We start from the raw sequence: 25308 nt of genomic DNA, 5'->3' as shown, positions 1-25308 counted from the left end.
TCATTAATAGGCGAAAAAAGGCCTGTATCAAAAAATTGATGACAGTGATGATTAATAAACAGGGCGTTTCCGGTGCGGAATCAAAATTAGTTAATTCTCAGGGTCATAGGCTCGTCGTTTATTAAATAGAGACTATTGATGATATAGACAGGAAAAAATGAAAGCGCAACTTAAGCCATATTTAACATTATGTAAGTCACTCTAAAGTATCAGTGAGCGAAGCGGGCTCACTAAAATGACTGAAGCCAACAGACTGACTGCCGCTCGGCTACGAGTAGTCTTATCATCCTGAAATATTTAGGATAAGTTTTAGCAGGGATGTAACATTGTCCTGGCTAATATGAGGTTTTAGGTCTGATGGAACTTATGTCTGAGCGGAGAGGTATACCTTTTTTAGTAGGGCGTTTTCTTTTGTAAAGCAGAAAAATTTGGAAGCAATTGCCTATTTTGTGAGGGATATAAAAAAGAAGGCCAGGCAGAAAATATTATATATTTTTGAGTGTGTTTTTTTCAGTGAGAGAGGTGATACTGAAGAGAAATAGCATATATTGTTTAGTGTTGCTTAATTAATTCAAGGGTACTGTTTTCTGACCGCAAAATAATAGCTGATAATTAAAAATGCGTGTGATTTTTTTATGCTGGCTCTTCAAACGAAGAGCCAGTGGAGAGAGCAATTGCGAGAGTAGCCTTAACGACCCGCGTTTTTCATGATACGGGCTTTATCTACCGCCCATTCGCGATCCTTCGCATCGGTACGCTTATCATGCTGCTTCTTCCCTTTCGCCACGCCGATTTTCACCTTGCACCAGGCGTTCTTCCAGTAGAGGGACAGGGCGATAACGGTGTAGCCGTCGCGGCTGACGCTGCCGAACAGATTGTCCAGCTCGCGCTTGTTCAGTAGCAGCTTACGGGTGCGGGTAGGATCGCAGACGACGTGGCTGGAGGCGACGGTCAGCGGGGTGAAGTTGGCGCCAAACAAATAGGCTTCGCCATCTTTAAAGATAACGTAGCTGTCGCCGATGTTCGCCTTCCCGGCGCGTAATGATTTTACTTCCCAGCCCTGCAGCGCGAGACCCGCTTCAATCTCATCTTCGATAAAGTATTCGTGGCGGGCACGCTTGTTTAGCGCAATGGTGGCTGAGCCTGGTTTGTGTGCTTTTTTCTTAGTCATAGTGCTGCTCAGTATATGTAATCCAGGAGTTCAAAGACACCCCGCAGCCTGTGCGAGGAGGAAGCGCTTATCTTAGCATGAGCGGCAGAGAGTTTTTGTTTGCGCGGTGATAAATGTTATTATTTGTCCGATTTATGACTCCCAGGAATTGTTATGCCGCAGATTAGCCGTACTGCTTTGGTGCCCTACAGCGCCGAGCAGATGTACCAGTTAGTAAACGACGTGAATTCGTACCCGGAATTTTTACCTGGCTGCACCGGTAGCCGGGTGATTGACGCATCGGCGAATCAGATGACGGCGGCGGTCGACGTTTCAAAAGCTGGGATCAGCAAAACTTTTACCACCCGAAATATCCTGACCGACAATCAAAGCATCCTGATGCATCTGGTGGATGGCCCCTTCAAAAAGCTGATGGGCGGCTGGAAATTCACGCCGCTCAGCGAAGATGCCTGCCGGATTGAGTTCCAGCTTGATTTCGAATTTACCAATAAGCTGATTGAGCTGGCCTTTGGCCGTATCTTTAAAGAGCTTGCCGGGAGCATGGTCCAGGCATTCACCACCCGCGCCAAAGAGGTTTACCGTGTCGCGTGAGATTCAGGTTGAGGTGGTGTACGCCCTGCCGCAAAAACAGTATCTGCGCCAGGTGAAGCTTGAAGAAGGCAGTACGGTTGAGCAGGCGATTATCGCCTCTGGCCTGCTTGAGCTTCGTGACGATATCGATCTGGCGAAAAACAAAGTCGGGGTTTATAGCCGCCCGGTAAAGCTGGGGGATAAAGTGAATGACGGCGATCGGGTTGAGATTTACCGGCCGCTGATTGCTGACCCTAAAGAGCTGCGCCGCCAGCGTGCGGAACGTTCAGCCCAGAAATAACCCTGTGTGAAAGTGACAAAAAAAGGTGCCTCGGGCACCTTTTTTTATGCATCGAGCCAGCCTTATTCCCCTTTGGTCAGGGCCGGTTTGTTGTCGATGTTGGTCAGCACGCCGCTGCTGTTAAATGTCAGGGTCAGCGTCTGCTGAGTCACGTTCTCGTGGCCCGGCTGCTGGCGGAAGACATAGAACCAGGTATTGGTGCCGAATGGATCGGACATCATTGGCGTCCCGAGGGTGTAGGCCACCTGCTGCTGAGTCATGCCAACACGGAGTTTGGACACGTCATTGGGGGCCAGATAGTTACCCTGGTTGATGTCTGGGCGGTAAACCACTCGCTCCAGAGTGGAACAGCCTGCGGTCAACATCAGAAGAACCGCTGCGGCAGCAGTCAGCATTTTACAACGCATAGTGATTTGATTCCTTTTCGGGCCGGAGTAGTGCGTGGCTCATTCGTATTATGCCGATGATAATAGACCTTTAAGCAGTTTAAAACCTCAAGGCGCTCAACTCTGACAGTGGGAGCATAAAAAAGTTGGTTGAAAAGGTGACAGAAAGACGGATTCTCGAATGGGGTGGGCGTTTTTTGCACAATGCACGGTGCGAAACACACCGTGCATGATAAAGCCTCAGGCGGCCAGCAGCTCTTTGGCATTCGCCAGCGTGTTGCGGGTCACTTCACTGCCGCCGAGAAGACGGGCAAGCTCCTGCAGACGAGAACGTTTATCCAGTGGCTGCATATGGGTTTCGGTCATTTCACCGTCGGTTTCTTTGCTGACGAAGAAGTGATGGTGGCCACAGCCGGCAACCTGCGGTAAGTGGGTGACGCACATCACCTGGGTAGATTCGCCTAACTGTCGCAACAGTTTGCCCACTACCGCGGCGGTCGGACCGCTGATCCCCACATCGACTTCATCGAAGATCAGCGCCGGTGTTTCCATTTTACGGGCGGTAATCACCTGAATCGCCAGTGCGATGCGAGAAAGCTCACCGCCCGAGGCGACTTTTGCCAGGGGCTGCAGCGGCTGCCCTGGGTTGGTACTGACGCGGAAATCAATGCGGTCAGCGCCTTCGGCGGTCAGGTGGTTTTCGTTAAAGTCGACGTCTATGGCGAGCTTGCCGTGCGGCATGGAGAGCGAGTGCATGCTTTCCGTAATCAGCTGACACAGTTCATTGGCATGTTTAACCCGGCTTTGGTGAAGCGCCTGCGCCACGGCAAGCGCCTGCTGGTGATGCTGTGCAACGGCCTGCAGCAGCTCTTCCAGCGAACCCGTTTGCTCATCCAGTAACTGTTGCTCATCCAGCAATCTCTGGTGGAAAGCCGGGAGCTCTTCGGGCGTGATGTGGTGCTTACGTGCCAGAGAGATCTGACGAGAAATACGCTGTTCCAGCTCATAAAGACGGTTTGGATCCAAATCCAGACGATCGCAGTAATGGCGTAGTTCATCGCTGGCTTCGGAAATCTGAATGGCGGCTTCTTCCAGCATATCCAGCACGCCAGAGAGCTTGTTATCCATGCCCACCAGTTCACCCATGAGGTGGCGCACGGTATACAGCTGACTTTGTAGATTGCTTTCTTCACCGTCGGCCAGGACGTCCAGCGCCTGCTGGCTGGTGGAGAGCAGCTGGCCGCTGTTGGCGAGCCGCTTGTACTCTTCATCAATCAGTTCAAATTCACCGGCAACGGGAGAAAACTCATTCAGCTCTTTAAGCTGGTAGTGGAGCAACTCCGCTTTGGCTGAGCGCTCCTGGGCAAGTTGCTGATGCTGCGCCAGCGTACGGCAACTTTGATGCCATTCACGATAGCGCTCTGCCATTTGCTGGGTCAGCGCCTGTTCACCGGCATAGCCGTCCAGCAGCGTTTTTTGATGCTCGGGCTTAAGCAGGAGCTGGTGGGCGTGCTGGCCATGAATCTGGATAAGTAACTGGCCGAGATCGCGCAGTTGGGAAAGGGGCACAGCGGTACCATTGATAAAACCCCTGGAGCGCCCATCGCTGCTGATCACGCGGCGCAGCAGGCATTCGCTGCCGTCTTCCAGCTGGTTTTCTTCCAGCCAGCGTAGCGCCGCCGGTGTATCTTTCAGGGAAAAGCGGGCGCAGAGATCCGCGCGATTTGCCCCAGAACGCACCATATCCGCTTCCGCGCGACCGCCCAGGCACAGGCCCAGTGCATCTATGGCAATAGATTTACCGGCACCGGTTTCCCCGGTGATGGCCGTCATCCCGTGATGAAAGTCTATTTCAAGTTCACGAACGATAGCGAAGTTACTGATGGTGAGTTGAGCGAGCATAGCCACCTTCCTGTATGAAAAACCATGACTGTGTTTTCATACAGTATAAACTGGTTTTATATACAGTAAAGTGGCCAGGCGGTTTTTTAGAACAATTTTTTCGACCAACCGAGTTTCGAGCTTAATGTGTTGAAATAACTGTAGTCCTTCGGGTGGATAAGATTGAGGTGGTAGTCACAGCGGCGAATGAGTACGTCCTCACCTTCCTGAATAGGCAGCGCAATCTGACTGTCGCAGCTGATTTCAAGGTCACTTCGCATATGGGAAAAACGCAGGCGAATGGTACTGCTGCTGTTGATGACCAGCGGGCGTGCAGACAGCGTGTGCGGGAACATCGGCACCAGCGTGATGGCATCCAGCGAAGGCGTAAGAATCGGACCTCCGGCTGAAAGCGAATAGGCGGTTGAGCCGGTCGGCGTGGAGATAATCAGCCCGTCAGAACGCTGTGAAAACGCAAAAATTTCGTCGATATAGACTTCGAACTCAATCATATGCGCGACTTTACCGGGGTGAAGCACCACTTCGTTTATCGCCGTACTGAGGCGTGTGGGCGTATCGTGCTGACAGACCTGTGCTTCGAGCAGGAAGCGGCGTTCGGTAATGTAATGCCCCTCAAGTACATCCGCCAGCTGCTGCTGGGCATTGTCAGGATCAAGGTCAGTCAGGAAGCCAAGGTTGCCACGGTTGATGCCAATGACTTTGATGTCATAACGCGCGAGCACCCGAGCGGCACCCAGCATATTGCCATCCCCGCCGACGACCACGGCTAAATCAGCCTGCTGGCCTATCTCCGCCAGCGTGCCGGTTTTCACCTGCTTGAGGTTAAGCTCCTGGGCGATTTGCTGTTCCACCATCACTTCATAGCCTTTGGCGCACAGCCAGCGATAGAGCATTTCATGCGTGGTCAGAGCGGTGGGATGACGCGGGTGTCCGACAATACCGATGCAGTTGAAATGTTTGTTCATTATCCTGGTGGTCCTTATTCGCAGACGTTCCTGCGACAATATGACAGGTTCCCTTGAAACCCTGAAACTGATCCCCATAATAAGCGAAGCAGCGAGATGAATGCTAAAAACGCGGAGAATTTCATGAGTAGTAAAGAACAGAAAACACCTAACGAGCAAGCCCCGGAAGATATCGTCATGGATCAGCACGAAGAAGTCGAGGCCGTAGAAGGTGCCGATGTCGTGGATCCGCGCGACGAAGAGATTGCAAATCTGCAGGCTCAGCTGGCAGAGATGAAGCAGCGCGAGCGTGAAATTGAGCCTCGCCACCAGGCTGATTTAGCTAACCTGCGTCGCCGCACCGAACAGGATATCGAGAAAGCGCACAAGTTCGCCCTGGAGAAATTCGTGAACGAACTGCTGCCGGTTATCGACAGCCTGGATCGCGCGCTGGAAGTGGCCGACAAGTCCAATCCGGATTTAGCCCCAATGATCGAAGGCATTGAGCTGACCCAGAAGTCGATGCTGGATGTGGTTCGCAAGTTCGGCGTGGAAGTGGTGGGCGAGACTAACGTGCCGTTTAATCCGGACGTGCACCAGGCGATTGCGATGGTTGAATCTGCCGACGTTGCGCCAAATAACGTGCTGATGGTGATGCAGAAAGGTTACACCCTGAATGGCCGTACTATTCGCGCCGCGATGGTTTCCGTAGCCAAAGCCTGATTCATTGCCGAAAGTAAAAAGCCAGCCCAAAAGCCAGCCCTGAGGCTGGCTTTTTTGCGTCTATTGCTCAACGCTTTGCCGCAGTGGCTTCACCGGCGTGACGCGCACCTGCTTAATCATGTTGTCCTGTACGTCGAGAATATCGATGTCGTACTGACTGAGCCGGATGCGGGTGCCTGCCGCCGGGATCTCCTGAATCTCTTCCAGAATCATACCGTTTACCGTGCGGGCGTCGTCTTCCGGCAGCGTCCAGTTAAAGGCTTTGTTGAGTTCTCGCACGTTGGCGCTGCCTTCGATGATGACCGAACCGTCGTTTTGCGGCGTGACTTCTTCGGCAAGCGTTGGGGACATGGACGTGGTGAAGTCACCGACAATCTCTTCCAGAATATCCTCTACGGTCACCAGCCCCTGAATATCGCCGTATTCATCGACCACCAGGCCAACTTTCTTTTTATTGCGCTGGAATTTCACCAGTTGCACGCTGAGCGGGGTGCCTTCTGGCACAAAGTAAATCTCATCGGCGGAGCGGAGCATCACCTCTTTGGTGAACTCTTTTTTCTCGGTCATCAGGCGGTAGGCTTCGCGGACGCGCAGCATGCCGATGGCATCATCCAGACTGTCGCGGTACAGCACGATGCGGCCGTGCGGGGAATGCGTTAACTGGCGGACGATGGACTTCCAGTCGTCATTAATATTGATGCCGACGATTTCGTTTCGCGGCACCATGATGTCGTCGACGCTGACCTTTTCCAGATCCAGGACCGACAGCAGCATATCCTGGTTGCGCCGCGAAATTTGCGAGCGGGATTCATGCACGATGGTTCGCAGCTCGTCTTTGCTGAGGGCGGTGCTAATAATGTTGTCGACCTTGATACCGACCATGCGCATCAGCAGACGGGTAATGGTATTTAGCAGCCAGACCAGCGGCATCATCAGGAACTGCAGCGGGCCGAGCAGCCAGCTGCTTGGGTAGGCCACTTTTTCCGGGTACAGCGCGGCGATGGTTTTAGGCAGCACTTCGGCAAACACCAGCACAACAAAGGTTAAAACGCCGGTCGCGATTGCCACACCTGCGTTACCGTAAAGGCGAATGCCGACGATGGTTGCCAGCGCCGAAGCCAGAATATTCACCAGGTTATTGCCGATGAGCACCAGGCTAATCAGGCGGTCTGGTTTACGCAGGAGTTTTTCAACACGCTTCGCTGCCCGGTTGCCCTGTTTGGCGCGGTGGCGCAGGCGGTAGCGGTTGAGCGTCATCATGCCGGTTTCCGAACCGGAGAAGTACGCGGACACCACCACCATGATGATCAGGGTGACGATCAGCGTGGTGGTTGAGATGTGTTCCAAAAGTGATTTCCTTTAAGAGATTAACTAACGAACTGCTGCAGGACACGGCTGCCAAAATAAGCGAGGGTTAAAATGCCCGCGCCAGTAACGTTGAACCAGACGACGCGACGACCGCGCCATCCTTCATGATAGTGCCCCCACAGCAGCACGACGTAGACAAACCAGGCGAGTATCGACAGCACGGCTTTGTCGACGTTTTCCATGCTGAACAGGTTCTTCATGTAAAACAGGCCGGTGCACAGCGTCAACGTCAGCAGGACAACACCCACCTGGGTGATATGAAACATTTTACGCTCGATCACCATCAGCGGCGGCATTTCTGCGCTGAAGGCCAGCTTTTTGTTCTTTAACTGGTAGTCAATCCATGCCAGCTGTAAAGCGTACAGCGCGGCGATAATCAGTGTCGCATAGGCAAAGAGCGACAGGCCGATATGCACCATCATGCCCGGTGTGGCTTCGAGATGGGTGATAAATTCGTTGGGCATAAAGGTCGCCAGCGCCAGATTTATCAGTGCAAAGGCGTAAACAATCGGTAACAGCAGCCAGCCGCGATTACGGGAGGCGACAATGGTCATCACCGTACAAATCATCAGGCTGACGAGCGAGCCTACGTTCAGCAGGCTCAGGTTTTGCCCACCATCGACGGTGAAGAAGCGCGCTTCCAGCGCCAGCGCATGGCTGACCAGAGCAATAGCGGCGGATAAAATGGCAAAGCGGCGCCATCCGCTGTTCTTCCGCAGAAGACCGGGAATAATCAGCGCGAGGCTGACGGAGTAGGCTACAAGCGCAAGAATGGCGAAAACGGGCATAGTAAGGTGTCGGTCAAATTGGCCAGAGAACAAAAAAGTCAGTATAACGTTACCTGTCGCCTGCTCCAACCGTTGGATCACACCCGAGGCGGCTTCATGATATAATCCGCCAAATTCAGTTTTGTGTCGCGAGCTGCGGCCCCAGTTACCACGTTAGGCAAAATACCATGTTTGATAATTTAACAGACCGTCTGTCGCGTACCCTACGCAATATTAGCGGCCGTGGGCGGCTAACCGAAGAAAACGTTAAAGAGACGCTGCGCGAAGTGCGCATGGCGCTGCTGGAGGCGGACGTTGCGCTGCCGGTAGTGCGTGATTTTATCAACCGCGTTAAAGAAAAAGCGGTGGGGCATGAAGTCAATAAAAGCCTGACCCCGGGCCAGGAGTTCGTCAAAATCGTTCGCGCTGAACTGGTTTCCGCGATGGGCGAAGAGAACAGCAGCCTGAACCTGGCGGCGCAGCCACCGGCAGTCGTGCTGATGGCGGGTCTGCAGGGTGCCGGTAAAACTACCAGCGTCGGTAAGTTAGGTAAATTCCTGCGCGAAAAGCAGAAGAAAAAAGTGTTGGTGGTTTCAGCGGACGTTTATCGCCCGGCGGCGATTAAACAGCTGGAAACCCTGGCTCAGCAGGTTGAAGTGGACTTCTTCCCGTCTGACGCTCAGCAAAAACCTGTCGATATCGTTAACGCTGCGCTGAAAGAAGCGAAGCTGAAGTTCTACGACGTGCTGCTGGTGGATACCGCCGGTCGTCTGCACGTTGACGAAGCGATGATGGACGAAATCAAACAGGTTCATGCCGCAATTAAGCCGGTAGAAACGCTGTTTGTGGTCGATGCCATGACCGGTCAGGATGCGGCGAATACCGCGAAGGCGTTCAACGAAGCGCTGCCGCTGACCGGCGTGGTGCTGACTAAAGTGGACGGCGACGCCCGCGGCGGTGCGGCGCTGTCGATTCGTCATATCACCGGGAAGCCAATCAAGTTCCTTGGCGTGGGCGAGAAAACCGAGGCGCTGGAGCCGTTCCACCCGGATCGTATTGCTTCCCGTATCCTGGGCATGGGCGACGTGCTGTCGCTGATTGAAGATATCGAAAGCAAGGTTGACCGCGCGCAGGCTGAGAAACTCGCCAGTAAGCTGAAAAAAGGCGATGGCTTCGACCTGACCGATTTCCTTGAACAGCTCAAGCAGATGAAAAACATGGGCGGCATGGCGAGCATGATGAGCAAGCTGCCGGGCATGGGCCAGTTGCCGGATAACGTCAAATCCCAGATGGACGACAAAGTGCTGGTGCGTATGGAGGCGATTATTAGCTCGATGACGCTGAAAGAGCGTGCCCAGCCGGACATCATCAAAGGTTCCCGCAAGCGCCGTATCGCGCAGGGTTCCGGCATGCAGGTGCAGGACGTTAACCGTCTGCTGAAGCAGTTTGACGACATGCAGCGCATGATGAAGAAAATGAAGAAAGGCGGCATGGCCAAAATGATGCGCGGTATGAAAGGGATGATGCCGCCAGGTTTCCCTGGCCGCTAAGCTCTTTTCGATTGCTTTTTACGCCGAAATGAGTAAAATTTTCGGGCTTTTAATATGACACCGGGCTCCATCCCTCGATGGGGCCCGGCGTTTTATTCACTAAAGAGGATGTTATGGTAACTATTCGTTTAGCACGTCACGGCGCTAAAAAGCGTCCGTTCTACCAGGTTGTCGTTACTGATAGCCGTAATGCACGTAACGGTCGCTTCATTGAGCGCGTTGGTTTCTTCAACCCTATCGCTAACGAGAAAGAAGAAGGCGTTCGCCTGGATCTGGATCGCGTAGCTCATTGGGTTGGCCAGGGCGCAACCGTTTCTGATCGCGTTGCTGCGCTGATCAAAGAAGCTAAGAAAGTAGCTTAATCTGTCACGGTGGTCATGATGAGCAAGCAACTCGCCGCACAGGTTCCTGTTAACCCCATTGTGTTGGGCAAGATGGGCTCCTCCTACGGTATTCGTGGTTGGCTCAGAGTGTTTTCCTCCACCGAAGACGCCGAAAGCATTTTTGACTACCAGCCCTGGTTTATCCAGCGCGGCGGTCAGTGGCAGCAAGTACAGCTGGAAAGCTGGAAGCACCACAATCAGGATCTGATCATCAAGCTGCAAGGCGTTGACGATCGGGATGCCGCGAATCTTCTGACCAATTGCGAAATTGTCGTGGATTCAACGCAGCTGCCGGCTCTTGAAGCGGGTGACTACTACTGGAAAGACCTTATGGGTTGCCAGGTAGTGACCACTCAAGGGTACCAGCTCGGTAAAGTCATCGACATGATGGAAACCGGCTCGAATGACGTTCTCGTCATCAAGGCAAACCTGAAGGATGCATTTGGTATCAAGGAGCGGCTGGTTCCGTTCCTCGATGGGCAGGTTATCAAGAAAGTCGATCTCGCTACTCAAACCATTGAAGTAGATTGGGATCCTGGTTTTTAAAACTCCGAAATCATACGGTAGTCGCTAGCATAGTGGGGATTGGCTTGTGTTTATTGGTGTCGTTAGCCTGTTTCCTGAGATGTTCCGCGCAATTACCGATTACGGGGTAACTGGCCGGGCAGTAAAAAATGGCCTGCTGAGCATTCAAAGCTGGAGTCCGCGCGACTTCACCTATGACCGGCACCGTACCGTGGACGATCGTCCTTACGGCGGCGGACCGGGAATGCTGATGATGGTGAACCCGTTACGGGAAGCCATCCACGCAGCGAAAGCAGCGGCAGGGGAAGGTGCCAAGGTTATCTATCTTTCACCTCAGGGGCGCAAGCTTGATCAAGCGGGCGTCAGTGAACTGGCAGCAAACGAGAAGTTAATTCTGGTTTGTGGCCGTTACGAAGGGATCGATGAGCGCGTGATCCAAACCGAAATTGACGAAGAATGGTCAATCGGCGATTACGTTCTCAGTGGCGGTGAGCTACCAGCGATGACGCTGATTGACTCAGTCTCCCGGTTTATTCCGGGCGTTCTGGGGCATGAAGCATCGGCAACCGAAGATTCGTTTGCTGAAGGGTTGTTGGATTGCCCTCACTACACCCGTCCTGAAGTGTTGGATGGCATGGAAGTCCCGGCAGTGTTATTGTCGGGGAACCATGCGGAGATTCGCCGTTGGCGCCTGAAACAGTCGCTGGGCCGCACCTGGCTTAGAAGACCTGAACTTTTGGAAAACCTGGCTCTGACTGAAGAGCAAGCAAGGTTGCTGGCGGAGTTCAAAAAAGAACATACGCAACAGCAACATAAACATGATGGGCAGGCGTAAGCCCCCAAATATCAGTTTACCCAGGATAAGAGATAAATTATGAGCAATATTATTAAGCAACTTGAACAAGAACAGATGAAACAGGATGTACCTTCCTTCCGTCCGGGCGACTCCGTGGAAGTGAAAGTATGGGTCGTTGAAGGTTCTAAAAAACGTCTGCAGGCATTTGAGGGCGTGGTTATCGCTATCCGTAACCGCGGTCTGCACTCTGCATTCACTGTTCGTAAAATTTCTAACGGCGAAGGTGTTGAGCGTGTATTCCAGACTCACTCCCCAGTAATCGACAGCATTACTGTTAAACGTCGTGGTGCCGTTCGTAAAGCTAAACTGTACTACCTGCGTGAGCGTACTGGTAAGTCTGCTCGTATCAAAGAGCGTCTTAACTAAGATTCGCTTAGGCGACATCCAAATAAAAGGGCTGCCATCTGGCAGCCCTTTTTTATGCTCTAAATTTGTCTTTATTATGGGGCGGTGATGACCACCGCGACGCGGCGGTTTTCCGCGCGGCCTTCGCCAGTGCTATTGCTGGCCACCGGGTATTTCTTACCCAAACCTTGGGTTGTGAGGTTGCTGCGTGGGATGTGAGCACCTTCGGCCCAGGCATCTGCCACAATGTTGGCTCGCTTGAGGGAGAGTTGTTCGTTGTAGCCGTCTTCACCGTAGTTATCGGTGTGACCATCCATACGGGCATGTTTCAGACCCGTTGCTGAAAGTTTGGCGGCCATGCTCTGGATGGTTTGGTAGCTTTCAGGCTGCAGCTTGTACTGGTTTTTACCAAACAGGATCTTGTCTGACAGCCCAAGTGACCAGCCGTCGTTTGACTCAGAAAAGCCGTACGAGCGCATCGCGGCGACTTGCTCAGGGGAGAACGTCGATGGCGGTGCCTGGCAGCCGGTTAACAGAAACGAGAAGAGGATTGCCGGTGCAAATAAGCGTGAAGCTTTCATAATGTATCCCTTTGGGGCTGTTTTATTAGCAACTCACGTTGCTTGTGTTTTTCTATGTACATATTGCGGTCAGCGGTTTCCATCAGGCTTTCCGCTGAAGTGATATCTTTCGCGAGCGCAACGCCGACGCTTAGGGTCATGGTGACCCAGTGCTCACCAGGTAAAAGTATTGGCTGTTCGACTATCTCTTTCAGTTGTTTCAGCACGGAAGCGGCCTGTTCTTCGCTATTCACCGAATGAAGCAGCATGGCAAATTCGTCCCCGCCAAGGCGGAAGGCGAGGTGACGCGTATTGGCGAACACCTGCAACCGTTTTGCGACTTCGATAAGCACGGTATCTCCGGCCGCATGTCCCCATGTATCATTAACAAACTTGAAGTTGTCGCCGTCCATAAACAGCAACGCACTGTTCTGGAGTGTTTCTGGATCTGCAATCAGTTTATCCAGCGCCGTTCGGAAGGCAGCCCGGTTTGCCAGGCTAGTCAATGAATCCTGGAGCGCCGTTTTTTGCAGTGAAGCATTTTTCAGCTGAAGCTGTTTTTGCCATTCTTCCATCTCATCCAGTAAGCTGTTGAAGTCCTGGGCAAAGAGGTGGAACTCTTCAATTTTTTCCGGTGATACGCGGCGAGAAAAGTTACGGTTACTGCGAACGTCGTGGACAACATCGGTAATATTCTGCAGGGCGGCATCAATATCGCGGTGTAAATGGCGTGAAATGCCTAATGCGATAACTGAGGCGAGTAAAATACAGGCTGTCAGCACGCCTAATGAGAGCCAGACGAACAAGGTCACGGTCGCATCTGTACCTGTCAGGCGCATTTCACCGATGATTTTGCCGTTATGCCAGACAGGTTGCCTTATCGGATGAGGATATAGCCATCGGGTGACCAGGCCTCCCACCATGTCGTGCTGAGAGGGCTTGTCCTCCTGCCAATGCGTTAGCTCCAGGCCATTAACATCGACCACCTTTGCGGCGGTAAATTGCCCTTGTTTACCCAGTACGGCCAGGGTTTCATTGGCTGCTGTGCCATCACGGAAAACAACGGCAGCTTCAAGGCTGTGACTCACTGTCACCGCCAGCAATTCGAGATTTTTTTGAGCGTACTGTTTTAGCGTCAGCATCGAGGCGACGGAAAGCAGTAGCCAGACAACCAGCATGGCAATGACCACGCTGATTATGCTGATTCTACGTAACGTTCCTTTAAACGTTGGACGTGACGACGTAGTCAAATCCTTATTCATGACTATTATTCCCTGGCCGGGCCAGCAGTAATACATCCGGGCTAACCCTGACGCCGCTGCGGCTGAGTGCATCAAGGTTTACCGAAAAAGAAACTGCGTCATTATGAATATTCAGGCAGAAAGCACTGCCAATTATGCATTGTGGGTTCTGCTCGGCAATGAGTAATAAAGGCCGGGATTGATAACGTTCTATTAATTGCAACTGCTGTTGTGGTGACTCGTTACCAAAATATATCCCGTCGCAGTTCGCTCGCAATGCCTCGTCTGATGACTGAACGAGCAGGGGTTGATATGAGATATCGTTATTTTTCGTGCTTAGCGTCGCGGCATAGGTTGCCGTTGAAAATATGCAGAGTTTAGGAAGCCCCTGCAACTGAGGCCAACGTGTGTAGCTGACAATCCCGGTCACTGTAGTGCGGACTTTATCGGGCAGCACGGCGCTCGTTGCCTGCGCAGCTTGCATTCTGAATATTGTTAGCAGGAGGACGATAAACGTTAAAAATAACGCCAGCCCGCGGAGTTGAGACGTGGTTTTCACGCGTCACCAGCCCAAAAGCATCCTGGCCAGTGAAGCCAGCCTTTATTATTTATGATGTTGCCTGCGAGCATATCACTCCCACGTATTTCCGTCATTCATTCCCAGGTGTGATGATATTCCTGATTATCCAAAATAATAACGAGAATAGCCCTGGAATGATGGCGTAAATCGTTATCGGCTTCCCCCACGAAAAACGCACTCGCAAGGGATAATATCAGCATAGAAGGCAGATTGAATTTTTACGCGCGCTTTTGTTTAGTCATGCATTTTTGACCGAAAATTGCGCATTTTTATGCTTTGTGTAATATTATGTTTACATATTTAATGGTGTTATGCGGATTTTAATTGATAGTGTAACGATTATTTTACGTATAATGGATTGCAATCTTTACTGTGCGCGGTTACAGTAAGCCCTCCTCGACGAGGAAACGACTATCGCAAACGAGCTAAATACAGGACAGACATCATGCAAAAAGACGCGCTCAACAACGTTCATATCTCTGACGAACAGATACTCATCACGCCGGATCAGCTGAAAGCGGAATTTCCACTCACTGCGGCTCAGGAAGCGCAAATTGAGCAGTCTCGCCAAACGATCTCCAATATTATTGCTGGCCGCGATCCGCGCCTGCTGGTTGTTTGTGGACCTTGCTCGATCCACGATCCGGAAGCTGCGATTGAATACGCTCGTCGTTTTAAAGCTCTGTCTGAACAAGTTAGCGATAGTCTGTACCTCGTGATGCGCGTCTATTTTGAAAAGCCTCGTACGACCGTGGGTTGGAAAGGGCTTATCAACGACCCGCATATGGATGGCTCGTTTGATGTGGAAGCAGGGCTGAAAATTGCGCGTCGCCTGCTGGTTGAGTTGGTAAGCCTGGGGCTGCCGTTGGCAACCGAGGCGCTGGATCCCAATAGCCCGCAATACCTGGGCGATCTGTTTAGCTGGTCTGCAATTGGTGCTCGTACCACTGAATCCCAGACCCACCGCGAAATGGCTTCTGGCCTTTCTATGCCGGTTGGTTTTAAAAATGGGACTGACGGTAGTCTGGGCACGGCGATTAACGCAATGCGTGCTGCTGCAATGCCGCACCGTTTCGTAGGTATCAACCAGGCAGGGCAGGTTTGTCTGCTGCAGACTCAGGGTAACCCGGATGGGCATGTGATTCTGCGCGGCGGTAAAGCGCCGAACTACAGTCCGGCTGATGTCGCTCAGTGCGAAACTGAAATGCAGAAAGCAGGCCTGCGTCCTTCCTTGATGATCGATTGCAGCCACGGCAACTCAAATAAAGACTTCCGTCGCCAGCCGGGCGTGGCCGAATCCGCCATTGCTCAGATTAAAGATGGTAACCGCTCTATTATTGGCCTGATGATTGAAAGTAATATCCATGAAGGGAATCAATCATCAGAGCAGCCGCGCAGCGAAATGAAATACGGCGTGTCCGTTACCGATGCCTGCATCGACTGGGAAACTACGGACAGCCTGCTGCGTGAGATCCACAAAGATCTGAGCGGTGTGCTGGCGGCTCGTCAGGCATAAGAGGTTTACTATGGTGGCTGAATTGACCGCGCTGCGCGATCAAATCGATGAAGTGGATAAAGCGCTACTGGATTTACTGGCTAAGCGGCTGGAGCTGGTAGCGGAAGTGGGTGAAGTAAAAAGCCGCTTCGGCTTGCCGATTTATGTGCCGGAGCGAGAAACCTCCATGCTGGCGTCTCGCCGCAAAGAGGCTGAAGCTCTGGGCGTTCCGCCGGATTTAATTGAGGACGTGCTGCGCCGCGTGATGCGCGAGTCGTACTCCAGCGAGAACGACAAGGGCTTTAAAACCCTGCATCCTGCTTTGCGTCCGGTGGTAATTGTGGGCGGCGGTGGCCAGATGGGCCGTCTGTTTGAAAAAATGCTGACGCTTTCCGGCTACCAGGTTCGTATTCTTGAAAAAGAAGACTGGGACAAAGCCCCGGTGCTGCTGGCCGATGCGGGCATGGTGATTGTCAGCGTGCCGATTCATATCACTGAGCAGGTTATCGCTAAGCTGCCTCCGCTGCCGGCGGATTGCATTCTGGTGGACTTAGCGTCGGTGAAGAATGGCCCTCTGCAGGCGATGCTTGCTGTGCATTCTGGCCCGGTACTTGGTCTGCACCCGATGTTTGGCCCGGACAGCGGCAGCCTGGCAAAACAGGTTGTAGTCTACTGCGATGGCCGTCAGCCAGAAGCTTATCAGTGGCTGTTGGAACAGATTCAGGTCTGGGGTGCGCGCTTGCACCGTTCCAGCGCGGTCGAGCACGATCAGAACATGGCGTTTATTCAGGCGTTGCGCCACTTCGCCACATTCGCCTATGGTCTGCATCTGGCGGAAGAAAACGTGCAGCTTGAGCAGCTGCTGGCTTTGTCTTCGCCGATTTACCGCCTGGAGCTGGCGATGGTGGGCCGACTGTTTGCTCAGGATCCACAGCTCTATGCCGACATAATCATGTCGTCGGAAAGTAACCTGGCGCTGATCAAGCGCTATTACAAACGGTTCGGCGAGGCGATCGGCCTGCTGGAACACGGCGACAAGCAGGCGTTTATCGACAGCTTCCGGAAAGTGGAGCACTGGTTCGGGGATTACGCGCAGCGTTTCCAGAATGAGAGCCGTGTCCTGCTACGGCAGGCAAATGATAACCGTCAGTAAGTGCCAAAAGGTCTTATAATCAAAAGCCAGTGGGAGTCTGCCCGCTGGCTTTTTTGTTTGTCAAAAGGATCCCTGAAATGGCTGAGCCGCAGCTGCTGTTCGACTATACCGGTCACTTACCCGAATGCCCTACGTGGAGCGCAGAAGAAGGTAGCCTCTACTGGACGGATATTCTTGAGAATGAAATACACCGCTACCATCTGGCCAGCGGCAAACATGATGTTATTCAGTTTTCTGAAGAGGTAGGTTGCTTTGCCTTGCGCGAGTCAGGCGGGTTTATTGTGGCAATGCGCAGTGGTATCTGGCTGACCAATAATACCGGACTGATCGTTGGCAAAGTCTGTGATAACCCGAGTAACCCGGATTTGGCGCGTTTCAACGATGGCGGTACTGACAGGCAGGGGCGTTTTTATGCCGGCACATTCTGGGGGCCGGGTGATTACAACGGTGCGCTACTTTGCAGGGTGGATAACGATCTGACACCGCATGTGATCCAGCATGATATCCATGGCGCAAACGGGCTGGCATTTAGTCCGGATGGTAAATGGATGTATACCTCAGACACGCCCAATGGCGTGATTTACCGTACGCCACTGGACGCACAAGGTGAGCCTGGCCGACGCGAAGTCTTCAGACGATTTGCCGAAGACGAGGGCATTCCGGATGGCGCAGCGATGGACTGTGAAGGTTATTACTGGACGGCGCTGTTTGATGGCTACCGCATTGTGCGTATTTCGCCGCAGGGTGAGATTGTGGAAGAGCATCGCTTGCCCGTGCGTTGCCCGACTATGGTCTGTTTTGGCAGTGACGATATGAAAACGCTGTTTATTACCACCACCAGAGAAAACATGGACGAAGACGAAGTGGCCCGATTACCGCTTTCCGGGGCGCTTTTCTCCCTCCGCGTTGCGGTGGCCGGAATGGAAAAACTGAAGTTTCGGGAAGTGTGATTTGTGCAGCCCGGTTTTAGCCGGGCTGGCATTGTTATCAGGTCGGGTCGACCGGTACAACGTTTTCGCTTGGGTAGCTGCCGAGTACTTTCAGGGAACGGGTGATTTCCCCCAACTCGCGCAGCGCCTTACGCATGCCCTCATCTTTCAGGTTTGCCTGAATATCCAGATAGAACATTTCTTCCCACGGGTTGCCGTTGATCGGGCGTGATTCCAGCTTGGTCATGATCAGGTTGTGATTACGTAATACCAACAGCGCTTCTACCAGGGCGCCGGCCTGCTGGCCAGTCGCCATCAGCAGCGTGGTTTTCGCGGGTACCTGATCGGACACTTCAACGGCCTTACGCGCCAGCACGATGAAGCGGGTGATGTTCTGGGTCTGGTTCGCGAGATTACGTTCCAGCACCTGCAGGCCATAAAGTGCGCCTCCTGCCTCGCTGCCCAGAGCGGCAACGTGAGGCGAGTTGGCCTGAGCGACTTTTTCCATCGCCGCAGAGGTACTTTCGGTGTATTCAATTTTCCAGTGCGGGTAGCGGTTAATGAACTGGCTGCACTGCTGGAAAGGTTGAGGATGGCTATAAACCGTTTGGATTTGCTCGAGATCGGTGGAGCCGGATACCAGCACACAATGGTCAATCGGCACGGTCATTTCGGCGACGATCGACAGGCTAGTGTGCTGCAGCAGATCGTAGACGTCGTTAATGGCGCCCGAACTGGTATTTTCAATCGGCACTACAGCGTAATCGGCTTGACCGGTTTCCACCTGGTTGAAGATATCGTGGAATTTGGCACAGCCGCTTTCGATGAACTGCTCAAAGTGACGCGCGGCATACTGGCGCGCAGCAAGGTGAGAATAAGACCCTTTAGGGCCGAGGAAAGCGATGCGGGCAGAATGCGGGTTCGTTTTGTTCAAATGCTGCTGCAGCAGGGTTTGTTGGGTAAGTACAGAATCTTCAATAATGAGCTGGAACAGGCGCGTGATGTAGTGGGCATCGAGATGGTGGTCTTTACCTAGGGTAATCAGGCGTTCCAGTAAATCTCTTTCACGATCGATATCGCGTACCGGGCGGTGAGAAGCGAGTTTGGCTTTGCCAACTTCAACCGCCAGCAGGCGGCGCTCTGCCAGCAGGGCTAACAGCTTTTCATCCAGCGCGCTGATTTTATCGCGCAGGGCCAGCAACGGATTAATTTCGGTCATAACGCTACCTTTTCGATGTCCATAAAAAAAGCCTCCCGTTTGGGAGGCTTGTTTGTTCGTCTTCGCATTCTTTATCACACGACGAATTGCCTCCCAGTCAGGGGAAGGTAAAAAAGAATGCGAAGAAGAACGGGAAAAGTTTCATGTCAGGTTTCCTGAGGAATCTGAGAGGTAAAGTACCTGCTCTGTTTTCGTTCTGTCAATAAAAAACGCGCCCGGAGGCGCGTTGCGGTGAGTGGAAGGAGAGTAAGGTCTTACTCTTCGTCAGCTTCTGCTTCTGCGAAGGACACGTCTTTCACTGAACCTGCTGCGCGACGTGCTTCACCTTTGTGTTGCACTTTATTTAACTGCCGCTCCAGTTTGTTGATCAAATCGTTGATAGCCGTGTACATATCTTCATGTCTGGCACTGGCTACGAGGTGCCCATTTGGTGTGTTAATCGTGGCATCAGCCACAAAACCTTGAGGCTCTTTGGACAAGATAATATGTGGATTAATGAGATGAGTTTGCCACTTGTCCAGTTTGCTGAGACGGTCGGCGACATGCTGGCGAATAGCTGGGGTGATTTCCATTTGCTTGCTGGTAATGTTCATTGTCATAAATTTACCTCTTGTCTTTGCCGTCTTGGTAACTCCAGCATACCGTTCTTAATGTCAAAATGTGTGATGTAAATCACGTTATTTTGTCACTTTTTGTCAAGGCGACCTTTTTGTGAGGCAGGACAGGATATGTGCTTTTAAGGCTTGTGGTTATCGGAAATCACGTCCATATTTGATGGGATGACCTGACGCTAAACCGTTTCAGTTTTTGCGTCGGCAGATAAAAAAACGGCAGCCGAGGCTGCCGTTTTTCTTGTGAGATTGTCTGTCAGGTGTTGCTGCTGTTGGCGGCAATGATCTTCGCCACTTTCTCTGCCTGACCCGGCATCTGCAGCTCGCGGTAAGCATTTTCCATCAGTTTCAGGCCGTCACGGGTGGCCTGAGTATCCGGATAATCACGCAGCATACCTTCAACGCGATTAACTACTGCCACCCATGCGCCGCGTTTCGTGTAATATTGCGCCACGGAAAGCTCATACTTCGCCAGGCGATCTTTGAGGAACACGAGGCGTTTAGTGGCATCGGTCACGTACTGACTGTTCGGGTAGCCACGCACCAGCTTCGAGAAGTCGTTAAAGGCATCGCGAGCATGCTGTGGATCACGGTCGGAACGGTCAACGCCAAAGAAGCCCTGTAGCGCGCTGTCATCCAACGCCATGTCTGTCAGGCCACGCATGTAAAGTACGTAGTCAATGTTTGGATGAGTTGGATTGAGGCGCATAAAGCGATCGATCGCCGCCTGAGCCAGCGGTAAGTCCGCATTTTTGTAGTAGGCGTAGATCAGGTCGAGCTGCACTTGCTGAGAGTACGGGCCGAATGGATAGCGGTTATCCAGCGCTTCCAGTTGCGTTATCGCCGCTTTAAAGTTACCGTCCTGCAGCTTTTGCTGGGCAGTCGCGTAGATCTCAGAAGGCGGATTATCAGGAACCTCATCCTTGGAACTGGAGCAACCAGCCAAAGCCAGGCTCAACGTGGCCGCTGCCACCAGATATTTCATGCGCGTCATGACGTTTGACTTTCCTAAGTAATGTTATTTCCGGGAGAGTTCGTGTTCCGGCTCCCGATAAAGACCAGCTACAATAGCACATTATATTAAACGGCATTGCCGTAAAACCCAACGTTAACGAAAGAAGCTGTCTATGGCACAACTAGTACAACTCACCGAAACGGTGTCCGATTCACAACTGGGTCAACGCTTAGATCAGGCATTGGCCGAATTGTTCCCGGATTATTCGCGTTCGCGCATAAAAGAATGGATTCTTGACCAGCGAGTTACGGTCAACGGCGTTGTCTGGGACAAGCCGAAAGAGAAAGTGTTGGGTGGCGAAAGCGTAACCATCAATGCTGAAATTGAAGAAGAGGTGCGCTGGGAGGCTCAGGACATCCCGCTGAATATCGTCTATGAAGATGAAGATATTCTGGTGATCAACAAGCCACGCGATCTCGTTGTACACCCCGGCGCGGGCAATCCGGACGGCACGGTGTTGAATGCGCTGCTGCACTATTATCCGCCCATTGCGGATGTGCCGCGTGCGGGTATTGTGCACCGTCTGGATAAAGACACCACCGGCCTGATGGTTGTAGCAAAAACTGTTCCGGCGCAAACTCGCCTGGTTGAAGCCCTTCAACTGCGTGAAATTACCCGTGAGTACGAAGCTGTGGCTATTGGTCATATGACTGGCGGTGGTACGGTAGAAGAACCCATCAGCCGCCATCCAACTAAACGTACCCACATGTCCGTGCATCCAATGGGCAAACCAGCGGTGACACACTACCGCATTATGGAACACTTCCGCGTGCATACGCGCCTGCGTCTGCGCCTGGAAACCGGCCGTACTCACCAGATCCGCGTTCACATGGCACATATCAGCCATCCGCTGGTGGGTGATCAGCTTTACGGTGGCCGTCCTCGTCCGCCGAAAGGCGCATCGGAAGAGTTCGTCAGCGTACTGCGCAAGTTTGACCGCCAGGCGCTACACGCGACCATGCTGCGCCTGTACCATCCTATCAGCGGTATTCTGATGGAGTGGAGCGCGCCGATCCCACAGGATATGGTTGAACTGATCGAAGCGCTACGTGCTGATACCGAAACCCATAAAGATCAACTGGACTGGCTATGACCAAAACGATCGTCCCGCACTGGCCGCTTCCGGCAGGCGTTGCTGCCTGTAGCTCAACCCGCGTGGGTGGCGTTAGCCTCGCGCCGTATGACTCGATGAATCTGGGCGCCCATTGCGGCGACGATCTGGCTCATGTTGAAGAGAACCGCCGGTTATTTTATGCCGCTGCAGACTTGCCTTCGAAGCCAGTCTGGCTTGAGCAGGTGCACGGTAAAACGGTATTGAAGCTCACGGGCGAGCCATATGCCTCAAAGCGAGCGGATGCTTCTTATAGCAATACGCCGGGGACGGTTTGTGCGGTAATGACGGCGGATTGTCTGCCGGTGCTGTTTTGTAATGAAGCCGGAACCGAAGTCGCGGCAGCGCACGCTGGCTGGCGCGGTTTATGTGAAGGCGTGCTCGAAGAGACGGTAGCCTGTTTCCAGGATCGCCCGCAGAATATTCGTGCCTGGCTCGGGCCAGCAATTGGCCCTTTGGCATTTGAGGTGGGGCCGGAAGTCCGTGAAGCCTTTATGGCAAAGGACGAAAAAGCGGCAAGCGCTTTCCGTGCAGCGGGTGAAAAGTACTATGCTGATATCTACCAGCTTGCAAGGCAGCGGCTGGCGAACGTGGGTGTTACGCAGCTGTACGGCGGCGACCGCTGTACCTGGACCGAAAGCGGTGATTTCTTCTCATACCGGCGCGACAGAACCACAGGTCGTATGGCAAGTTTCATCTGGCTGATATAACCTATCGAATCAAGACGATCCAGTGCGGGTAGCTCACGCTTCATATATTTCAGGTCATTAACCTTGAATAATTGAGGGATGACCTCATTTAATCTCCAGTAGCAAATTTGACCTGTTTATGGGAGGAGTTATGCGTCTGGATCGTCTTACCAATAAATTCCAGCTTGCTCTCGCCGATGCCCAATCTCTTGCTCTTGGGCACGACAATCAATTCATCGAACCTCTGCATCTGATGAGCGCTCTGCTCAATCAGGAAGGGGGATCCGTGCGTCCGTTACTGACCTCTGCGGGAGTCAATGCGGGTAAATTACGTACCGACATCGAGCAGGCACTCAGTCGCTTGCCACAGGTAGAAGGCACCGGCGGCGACGTCCAGCCTTCTCAGGATCTGGTGCGTGTATTGAACTTGTGCGACAAGCTTGCACAAAAAAGAAACGACAACTTTATTTCGTCAGAGCTGTTTGTTCTGGCGGTACTTGACTCACGCGGCACTTTGACCGACCTGCTGAAAGCGGCAGGCGCAACGCCAGCCAACGTCACCGCCGCGATTGAGCAAATGCGTGGAGGGGAGAGCGTGAACGATCAAGGTGCCGAAGACCAACGTCAGGCATTGAAGAAATATACCGTTGATTTAACTGAGCGGGCCGAACAAGGCAAGCTGGACCCGGTAATCGGCCGTGATGAAGAAATTCGCCGTACTATCCAGGTATTGCAGCGCCGTACCAAAAATAACCCGGTACTGATTGGTGAACCGGGCGTCGGTAAAACGGCCATCGTTGAAGGGCTTGCACAGCGCATCATTAATGGTGAAGTCCCTGAAGGCTTGAAAGGCCGACGCGTGCTTGCGCTGGATATGGGGGCACTGGTGGCCGGTGCCAAATACCGGGGCGAATTTGAAGAGCGTCTTAAAGGCGTGCTGAACGATCTCGCTAAGCAGGAAGGCAACGTCATTCTGTTTATTGATGAGTTGCATACCATGGTGGGCGCAGGCAAGGCCGACGGCGCAATGGATGCCGGGAATATGCTTAAGCCGGCGCTTGCTCGTGGTGAACTGCACTGCGTTGGCGCGACCACGCTTGATGAATACCGCCAATATATCGAGAAAGATGCCGCGCTTGAGCGCCGTTTCCAAAAAGTGTTTGTGGCTGAGCCTTCAGTAGAAGACACCATCGCAATTCTGCGTGGGCTGAAAGAACGCTATGAGCTGCATCACCATGTGCAAATTACCGATCCGGCGATTGTCGCGGCAGCTACGCTGTCTCACCGCTATATTGCCGATCGTCAGTTGCCGGATAAAGCGATTGACCTTATTGATGAGGCCGCATCCAGCATTCGTATGCAGATAGACTCCAAGCCGGAAGAGCTGGACCGTCTTGACCGCCGCATTATCCAGCTCAAGCTGGAACAACAGGCGTTGAAGAAAGAATCTGATGAAGCTAGTCAGAAGCGCCTCAGCATGTTGAATGAAGAGCTCGAAGATAAAGAGCGTCAGTATTCGGAGCTCGAAGAAGAGTGGAAAGCGGAGAAAGCCTCGCTGTCAGGTACACAGACCATTAAGGCTGAGCTTGAACAGGCGAAAATCGCAATTGAGCAGGCTCGCCGCGTGGGTGACCTTGGGCGCATGTCTGAATTGCAGTACGGCAAAATTCCAGAGCTTGAAAAACAGCTGGCCGCGGCGACCCAAAGCGAAGGGAAAACCATGCGTCTGCTGCGTAATAAAGTGACGGATGCCGAAATCGCCGAAGTCCTGGCTCGCTGGACCGGGATCCCGGTTGCCCGAATGCTGGAAGGGGAGCGCGACAAACTTCTGCGCATGGAAAAAGAGCTTCATCAGCGTGTGATTGGTCAGGATGAAGCCGTCGAAGCCGTCTCTAATGCGATTCGTCGTAGCCGTGCCGGGTTGTCTGACCCGAATCGTCCAATCGGTTCGTTCCTGTTCCTGGGGCCAACCGGGGTAGGTAAGACTGAGCTGTGCAAGGCGTTAGCGAACTTTATGTTCGACAGCGACGATGCGATGGTGCGTATCGACATGTCCGAGTTTATGGAGAAACATTCCGTATCGCGGCTGGTGGGTGCGCCTCCGGGTTATGTTGGTTATGAAGAAGGTGGCTATCTGACGGAAGCTGTTCGTCGTCGTCCTTATTCCGTGATCCTGCTGGATGAGGTAGAGAAAGCGCATCCGGATGTGTTTAACATTCTGCTGCAGGTTCTGGACGACGGTCGTCTGACCGATGGGCAGGGCCGTACTGTTGATTTCCGCAATACGGTTGTCATTATGACCTCTAACCTTGGTTCAGACTTAATTCAGGAACGTTTCGGTGAACTGGATTACGGCCATATGAAGGATCTGGTGCTGGGCGTGGTGAGTCAAAGCTTCCGTCCAGAGTTCATTAACCGTATCGATGAGGTTGTTGTCTTCCATCCTCTCGGTGAGCGCCACATTGCTTCTATTGCGCAGATTCAGCTGCAGCGTCTTTACAAACGGCTGGAAGAGCGTGGCTATGGCGTAAGTATCTCAGATGACGCATTGAAGCTCATCAGCGAGAACGGTTACGACCCGGTCTACGGTGCACGTCCGTTGAAACGCGCTATTCAGCAGCAAATTGAGAACCCATTGGCTCAGCAAATCCTTTCCGGTGAGCTGATTCCTGGCAAAACAATAAAGCTGGAAGTCAAAGACGACCGCATCGTAGCTGTACAGTAAGTCACTTAACGAAAAAACGAGCCCATCCGGGCTCGTTTTTGTTTGTAAAACAGCCATTGCTGACCGGGTTTTATACTTTTAGCCTGGAAAGTGAGCGGTCAGAAAGTTTTTTCAAATTAGGGGTTGTCAGGCTCTGAGAACTCCCTATAATGCGCCTCCACTGACACGGCGAAGCGGCTTCGAAAGCGG

The 25308-nt window shown here is 52.7% G+C and carries 27 protein-coding genes and 1 other annotated feature; of the genes, 14 read left to right on the top strand and 13 right to left on the bottom strand.

The window, feature by feature from the left end:
* Positions 1-688: 688 nt before the first annotated feature.
* The gene (smpB, locus tag B9Y90_RS20095) at positions 689-1171 is read right to left on the bottom strand and encodes an SsrA-binding protein SmpB (protein WP_085542304.1); all 483 of its coding nucleotides are present in this window, start codon (positions 1169-1171) and stop codon (positions 689-691) included.
* Between the two features lie 153 nt (positions 1172-1324).
* Between smpB and B9Y90_RS20090 the strand changes: the two genes are divergently transcribed.
* Together B9Y90_RS20090 and B9Y90_RS20085 are read left to right on the top strand one after the other, a co-directional pair.
* Positions 1325-1762: a type II toxin-antitoxin system RatA family toxin gene (locus B9Y90_RS20090; protein WP_039286903.1), complete on the top strand. Its 438-nt coding sequence runs from the start codon at positions 1325-1327 to the stop codon at positions 1760-1762.
* Positions 1752-2042, top strand: a complete 291-nt coding sequence (locus tag B9Y90_RS20085) for an RnfH family protein (RefSeq protein ID WP_039286900.1) — start codon at positions 1752-1754, stop codon at positions 2040-2042. Before B9Y90_RS20090 ends, B9Y90_RS20085 begins: the two co-directional genes overlap by 11 nt.
* 62 nt (positions 2043-2104) lie before the next feature.
* Here B9Y90_RS20085 and bamE read toward each other — a convergent pair whose 3' ends face one another.
* The 3 genes from bamE to nadK form a co-directional block, all read right to left on the bottom strand.
* A complete protein-coding gene (gene bamE / locus B9Y90_RS20080) occupies positions 2105-2449 on the bottom strand; it encodes an outer membrane protein assembly factor BamE (RefSeq protein ID WP_008458182.1) in 345 nt (114 codons plus the stop codon).
* Positions 2450-2668: 219 nt separating this feature from the next.
* Positions 2669-4330, bottom strand: a complete 1662-nt coding sequence (recN, locus tag B9Y90_RS20070; RefSeq protein ID WP_085542303.1) for a DNA repair protein RecN — start codon at positions 4328-4330, stop codon at positions 2669-2671.
* A gap of 86 nt (positions 4331-4416) precedes the next feature.
* Positions 4417-5295: an NAD(+) kinase gene (gene nadK / locus B9Y90_RS20065; RefSeq protein WP_008458177.1), complete on the bottom strand. Its 879-nt coding sequence runs from the start codon at positions 5293-5295 to the stop codon at positions 4417-4419.
* 123 nt (positions 5296-5418) lie between these two features.
* Between nadK and grpE the strand changes: the two genes are divergently transcribed.
* Entirely contained in the window at positions 5419-5997 is a 579-nt protein-coding gene (gene grpE / locus B9Y90_RS20060; protein WP_008458175.1) for a nucleotide exchange factor GrpE, read from the top strand.
* 60 nt (positions 5998-6057) lie between these two features.
* Here the strand turns inward: grpE and B9Y90_RS20055 are convergent, their stop codons facing one another.
* Positions 6058-7344, bottom strand: a complete 1287-nt coding sequence (locus B9Y90_RS20055) for an HlyC/CorC family transporter (protein ID WP_039286882.1) — start codon at positions 7342-7344, stop codon at positions 6058-6060.
* Between the two features lie 20 nt (positions 7345-7364).
* Positions 7365-8153 (bottom strand): cytochrome C assembly family protein, encoded by a 789-nt coding sequence (locus B9Y90_RS20050; RefSeq protein ID WP_085542302.1) that lies wholly within the window; start codon positions 8151-8153, stop codon positions 7365-7367.
* A gap of 167 nt (positions 8154-8320) precedes the next feature.
* Here B9Y90_RS20050 and ffh point away from each other — a divergent pair, with 167 nt between their 5' ends.
* From ffh to rplS, 5 genes are all read left to right on the top strand, one after another.
* Positions 8321-9682, top strand: coding sequence for a signal recognition particle protein (gene ffh, locus B9Y90_RS20045; protein WP_039286878.1), 1362 nt, complete (start codon positions 8321-8323; stop codon positions 9680-9682).
* A 113-nt stretch (positions 9683-9795) separates the two neighbouring features.
* On the top strand, positions 9796-10044 hold the full coding sequence (rpsP, locus tag B9Y90_RS20040; RefSeq protein ID WP_085542301.1) for a 30S ribosomal protein S16: 249 nt from the start codon (positions 9796-9798) through the stop codon (positions 10042-10044).
* Between the two features lie 18 nt (positions 10045-10062).
* A complete protein-coding gene (gene rimM / locus B9Y90_RS20035; protein ID WP_008458170.1) occupies positions 10063-10611 on the top strand; it encodes a ribosome maturation factor RimM in 549 nt (182 codons plus the stop codon).
* A 46-nt stretch (positions 10612-10657) separates the two neighbouring features.
* Complete coding sequence (gene trmD, locus B9Y90_RS20030; protein ID WP_008458169.1) at positions 10658-11425, top strand: tRNA (guanosine(37)-N1)-methyltransferase TrmD; 768 nt, start codon at positions 10658-10660, stop codon at positions 11423-11425.
* A gap of 39 nt (positions 11426-11464) precedes the next feature.
* On the top strand, positions 11465-11812 hold the full coding sequence (gene rplS / locus B9Y90_RS20025) for a 50S ribosomal protein L19 (RefSeq protein WP_008458168.1): 348 nt from the start codon (positions 11465-11467) through the stop codon (positions 11810-11812).
* A 74-nt stretch (positions 11813-11886) separates the two neighbouring features.
* Here rplS and B9Y90_RS20020 read toward each other — a convergent pair whose 3' ends face one another.
* From B9Y90_RS20020 to B9Y90_RS20010, 3 genes are read right to left on the bottom strand one after another with little or no spacing between them, the layout of a single operon-like run.
* Positions 11887-12372 carry an OmpA family protein gene (locus tag B9Y90_RS20020; protein WP_039286867.1) on the bottom strand — a complete coding sequence of 162 codons (486 nt, stop codon included), beginning with the start codon at positions 12370-12372 and terminating at the stop codon, positions 11887-11889.
* Entirely contained in the window at positions 12369-13613 is a 1245-nt protein-coding gene (gene dgcN / locus B9Y90_RS20015; RefSeq protein ID WP_085542300.1) for a diguanylate cyclase DgcN/YfiN, read from the bottom strand. The genes B9Y90_RS20020 and dgcN overlap by 4 nt, the downstream gene beginning before the upstream one ends.
* Positions 13606-14076 carry a regulatory sequestration protein YfiR gene (locus tag B9Y90_RS20010; RefSeq protein ID WP_139827424.1) on the bottom strand — a complete coding sequence of 157 codons (471 nt, stop codon included), beginning with the start codon at positions 14074-14076 and terminating at the stop codon, positions 13606-13608. Before B9Y90_RS20010 ends, dgcN begins: the two co-directional genes overlap by 8 nt.
* Before the next feature lie 541 nt (positions 14077-14617).
* Here B9Y90_RS20010 and aroF point away from each other — a divergent pair.
* The 3 genes from aroF to B9Y90_RS19995 all read left to right on the top strand — a co-directional run bounded on the left by aroF (position 14618) and on the right by B9Y90_RS19995 (position 17770).
* Positions 14618-15688 carry a 3-deoxy-7-phosphoheptulonate synthase AroF gene (gene aroF / locus B9Y90_RS20005; protein WP_039286859.1) on the top strand — a complete coding sequence of 357 codons (1071 nt, stop codon included), beginning with the start codon at positions 14618-14620 and terminating at the stop codon, positions 15686-15688.
* A gap of 10 nt (positions 15689-15698) precedes the next feature.
* Positions 15699-16820 (top strand): bifunctional chorismate mutase/prephenate dehydrogenase, encoded by a 1122-nt coding sequence (gene tyrA, locus B9Y90_RS20000; RefSeq protein WP_085542299.1) that lies wholly within the window; start codon positions 15699-15701, stop codon positions 16818-16820.
* A gap of 77 nt (positions 16821-16897) precedes the next feature.
* On the top strand, positions 16898-17770 hold the full coding sequence (locus B9Y90_RS19995; protein ID WP_085542298.1) for an SMP-30/gluconolactonase/LRE family protein: 873 nt from the start codon (positions 16898-16900) through the stop codon (positions 17768-17770).
* A gap of 37 nt (positions 17771-17807) precedes the next feature.
* Here B9Y90_RS19995 and pheA read toward each other — a convergent pair whose 3' ends face one another.
* The 4 genes from pheA to bamD all read right to left on the bottom strand — a co-directional run bounded on the left by pheA (position 17808) and on the right by bamD (position 20573).
* Positions 17808-18968 carry a bifunctional chorismate mutase/prephenate dehydratase gene (pheA, locus tag B9Y90_RS19990; RefSeq protein WP_085542297.1) on the bottom strand — a complete coding sequence of 387 codons (1161 nt, stop codon included), beginning with the start codon at positions 18966-18968 and terminating at the stop codon, positions 17808-17810.
* A 21-nt stretch (positions 18969-18989) separates the two neighbouring features.
* Positions 18990-19114 (bottom strand) — a sequence feature (Phe leader region).
* The gene (pheL, locus tag B9Y90_RS27120; RefSeq protein ID WP_193216298.1) at positions 19066-19113 is read right to left on the bottom strand and encodes a pheA operon leader peptide PheL; all 48 of its coding nucleotides are present in this window, start codon (positions 19111-19113) and stop codon (positions 19066-19068) included. Its footprint overlaps the feature before it by 48 nt.
* Before the next feature lie 108 nt (positions 19115-19222).
* A complete protein-coding gene (raiA, locus tag B9Y90_RS19985) occupies positions 19223-19567 on the bottom strand; it encodes a ribosome-associated translation inhibitor RaiA (protein WP_008458158.1) in 345 nt (114 codons plus the stop codon).
* A gap of 268 nt (positions 19568-19835) precedes the next feature.
* Positions 19836-20573: an outer membrane protein assembly factor BamD gene (gene bamD / locus B9Y90_RS19980; protein WP_008458157.1), complete on the bottom strand. Its 738-nt coding sequence runs from the start codon at positions 20571-20573 to the stop codon at positions 19836-19838.
* Between the two features lie 133 nt (positions 20574-20706).
* On the opposite strand from bamD, the gene rluD reads away from it, so the two are divergent.
* From rluD to clpB, 3 genes are all read left to right on the top strand, one after another.
* Positions 20707-21687: a 23S rRNA pseudouridine(1911/1915/1917) synthase RluD gene (gene rluD / locus B9Y90_RS19975; protein WP_008458156.1), complete on the top strand. Its 981-nt coding sequence runs from the start codon at positions 20707-20709 to the stop codon at positions 21685-21687.
* Positions 21684-22415: a purine nucleoside phosphorylase YfiH gene (gene yfiH / locus B9Y90_RS19970; RefSeq protein ID WP_039286841.1), complete on the top strand. Its 732-nt coding sequence runs from the start codon at positions 21684-21686 to the stop codon at positions 22413-22415. Before rluD ends, yfiH begins: the two co-directional genes overlap by 4 nt.
* 130 nt (positions 22416-22545) lie before the next feature.
* Positions 22546-25119 (top strand): ATP-dependent chaperone ClpB, encoded by a 2574-nt coding sequence (clpB, locus tag B9Y90_RS19965; RefSeq protein WP_039286837.1) that lies wholly within the window; start codon positions 22546-22548, stop codon positions 25117-25119.
* Positions 25120-25308: the final 189 nt, after the last annotated feature.

Source organism: Cedecea sp. NFIX57 (assembly GCF_900177785.1).
Classification (GTDB): domain Bacteria; phylum Pseudomonadota; class Gammaproteobacteria; order Enterobacterales; family Enterobacteriaceae; genus Cedecea; species Cedecea neteri_C.
Note: the sequence above shows the minus strand (reverse complement) of the source record. Positions and strands in the feature narration are given on the sequence as shown.